The organism is Ligilactobacillus pobuzihii E100301 = KCTC 13174 (assembly GCF_000349725.1).
In the GTDB taxonomy this organism is placed as follows: Bacteria; Bacillota; Bacilli; order Lactobacillales; family Lactobacillaceae; genus Ligilactobacillus; species Ligilactobacillus pobuzihii.
This window is the reverse complement of the sequence record NZ_KB714694.1, coordinates 1-2,650: the sequence shown is the minus strand read 5'-3', so window position 1 is coordinate 2,650 and position 2,650 is coordinate 1. Positions and strand designations below refer to the sequence as shown.

The following is a 2,650-nucleotide window of genomic DNA, read 5'->3' as shown; positions in this document are numbered from 1 at the left end:
CCGCAGATCTGCTGGTACACTGTCGCCGGCTTCCAAGAACACTACGTCGCCTTTGACTAGCTTTTCGGCGGGGATATCGTTTCGTATCCCGTCACGATAAACTGTTGCTTCCACAGCCAGCATTTGTTGAATCTGGGCTAAAGCATCCGCAGCATTTGATTCCTGAAAATAACCAATAAAAGCATTGATCACAACCACTAATCCAATAACTAACGTATCAGTTTGGTCACCAACTAGTAATGTCATGGCCATTGACGCGATCAAAATATAGGTGATAATATTGTCAAATTGGCGTAAAAAGATTTTCCACTTAGGCGTTTTCTTATTTTCAATTTTATTAGGACCATCATGTGCAAGGCGAGCTTTGGCATCTTCATCAGTCAAACCATTTTCAAAGTCCTGCGCTCGATATTTATCTTGTAATTTTGAAAGCTTTTGTTGATACTGTTCCACTATGGTTCATCCTCCTCGATAATTCTCAGGTCACCGTGACCTTAAAAGCAAATAATAAACTACCTTTTTGTCATCACTTCTTCAAATCATTCAAGCAGGATACAAATCAAATTTACGCACCAACACGCTCCTGGTTTCGCATCCATCTATTACCTCACGCTCCTCTAATACATTTACTCTTAGTTTAGAATACCAAATCAATTTATAAGAATGTTGACTTTATTTATTCCTAACAAAATTATAAGTTAACCTAATAATAAATTTATCAGTTATTGATATTCTCACGCATCAAGGCTCTCTATTCAAGCGATTCCCCTCGAGCAAAAAAATGTGGTTCATAAAACATTCTATCTTGACAGATCACTTGTCTTTATTAGTTTCAAAATTACTGGCTTAAATTCGGTATCTTTTCAATATAGATCACATATTTAAAAGGAGCTACTGCTATTTTAGCTACAGTATACATACAAAAAACCACCACTTCTTTTCGAAATGGTAGTCTTTTAATTTCGTTATTTATTCTTTAAATCGCTGATCGTATTGATGTCTTTCATATAAGTTGGAACAGCTAAACCAGTAGTTGCATTTTCTAGGTTCTTTCGAACGTTAACATAGTCGCCTTTATATTTCTTGGCGTATAGTTTATGCGTTACCGGAAGTTCAACTGTCACAGAAGCGTCTAGTTTACCAGTAGAAATTGCACTCCACATTATCCCAACGTCTAATTGCTGCATCGAAGCATCATAACCTTTTTGTTTTAAAAGAGTTGTAACTAAAGTTGTCGCAGCAATTTCATAGTCATACGGTGTATAACCAATTTTAACTTTTTGGCCCTTCCCTTTAGGAACACCATTCAGCCATTGCTTGACTTGCTTAGGATGTGTCTTGATAAATTCATCAACGGCCTTTTGCTTATTCATCCCATTGTTGATCTTCAACATCAATGGGTTAGACATTTTAATTGACCAGTGAAAATTCTTAAAGAACTTATTGACGCCTGGGTTATCTTTGGCAAATCCTTTCCGTGTAATAGTATCCATTGACTCACCGCTACCATATGCTTTCTTTGGATCCTTTAAAAATTTCAAAGAATATTTCGAAAACATCCAGTGCGGCTGCCAGCCAGTAACAACGATCGGTTGTTTATTTTTAATTGCCTTATCTAACGTACTAACCATAGCCGCCGTGGAACTAGGCATGATCTGCCAGTTAGCTTTTTTCAATTTATACTTGTCTAGTGCTGTTTCTGTACTATCAGTAATACCCGCACCAGCTTCGATCCCAGTGATCGTATAATTGATCTGTGGACCAAGTTTTTTATTTGAATTATATGAAGCTGGATCCGCACAAGCACTGACAATAAATGCTAAGCCTAAAGTTGCAACAGCTAATTTTATATAACGTAGGATTTTTTTCTTCTTCAATCTGGGGCCCCCTTATCTAGAGGTCTTGTTGAACGATTGAGTGATCCGGTCCAAGATAATAGCGACAATAACCACTGCGATACCGGCAGCGAAACCTGCACCAGCATCATTACGTCCAACGGCAAAGTAAACCTGCGTACCTAAACCAAGTGCACCGATCATAGATGCGATAACGACCATGGAAAGGCCTAACATCATCGTCTGGTTAACACCGGACATGATCGTGTTTTTAGCCATTGGTAATTGCAGTCCGATCAATTTTTGCCAACTAGTTGAACCAAAAGAATCGGCTGCTTCGATCAAGTCTTCAGGGACTTGACGGATACCTAAGTTAGTCATCCGAACTGTTGGTGGCATAGCGAAGATCACAGATGCCAAGACACCGGGGACCATCCCGATACCAAAGAAAGCTACGGCTGGGATCAGATAAACGAAGGCTGGCAACGTCTGCATAAAGTCTAAGATCGGTTTGATCACGACTTCAGCCTTAGCACTTTTCGCCATCCAAATACCCAAGGGGATCCCGATGATCACAGCGATCAAACTTGATGACAAGACTAGCGTTAAAGTCTGTGTCATATCACGCCAGTAACCTAAGTTCCAAATCAACAACAGACCGAGAACTTCAAAGATCATGAAGCCCATTTTCTTTTGATCTTTTTTGACCCAATATGTGAGCGCTAAGATCACAATGATAAACAACCATTCAGGCAAGAGATCAAAGACCCATTGAACTGCGTCAATGATCGCCTGGAAGAATGCGGTAATACCAT

3 protein-coding genes are annotated in these 2,650 nt (G+C 39.4%); all 3 read right to left on the bottom strand.

The features are described from left to right. On the bottom strand, positions 1-456 hold a 456-nt coding region (locus LACPOB_RS13040; RefSeq protein ID WP_373878916.1), incomplete at its 3' end, for a cation-transporting P-type ATPase. Positions 457-965: 509 nt separating this feature from the next. Further along, positions 966-1,877, bottom strand: coding sequence for a glycine betaine ABC transporter substrate-binding protein (locus LACPOB_RS0105815; protein ID WP_017867892.1), 912 nt, complete (start codon positions 1,875-1,877; stop codon positions 966-968). A 12-nt stretch (positions 1,878-1,889) separates the two neighbouring features. Beyond that, on the bottom strand, positions 1,890-2,650 hold a 761-nt coding region (locus LACPOB_RS0105810; RefSeq protein ID WP_017867891.1), incomplete at its 5' end, for an ABC transporter permease.